Consider the following 526-nt stretch of genomic DNA (forward strand, 5'->3'; position numbering starts at 1 on the left):
CCCCCTTGACACTCGGGAGGGTGATTTCAGTGGAAGATTGGGCCGAGATTCGGCGGTTGCATAGGTCTGAAGGGTTGTCGATCAAGGCGATCGTGCGGCGGACTGGTGTGGCGCGCAACACGGTGCGCGCGGCGTTGGCGTCGGATGATCCGCCGAAGTATCGGCGGGCGGCGAAGGGGTCGTTGGTTGATGGGGTTGAGCCGTTGGTGCGTGAGCAGTTGCGGTTGGATCCGCGGATGCCGGCGACGGTGATCGCTGAGCGGATCGGGTGGACGAACTCGATGACGATCCTCAAGGATCGGGTTCGGCTGATTCGTCCGGAGTATGTCGGGATCGATCCGGCGGATCGGATCGTGCACCGTCCGGGTGAGTCGGCGCAGATGGATTTGTGGTTCCCGGCCACCCGCATCCCGACGGGGTTCGGGTCGACGGCAGTGTTGCCGGTGTTGGTGATGACGTTGACGTTTTCGAGGTTCTTGTCGGCGATGATGATCCCGTCGCGGCAGGCCGGTGACATCCTGGCCGG

Annotated in this window: 1 protein-coding gene; it reads left to right on the forward strand. The window is 63.7% G+C overall.

Annotated elements, in window-relative coordinates; translation table 11 throughout:
• Window positions 1-20: 20 nt before the first annotated feature.
• The coding region (locus ACPXB3_RS22495; protein ID WP_425706843.1) for a helix-turn-helix domain-containing protein at window positions 21-526 on the forward strand (506 nt) is incomplete at its 3' end.

This window comes from Gordonia sp. DT219, assembly GCF_049847065.1.
GTDB lineage: Bacteria > Actinomycetota > Actinomycetes > Mycobacteriales > Mycobacteriaceae > Gordonia.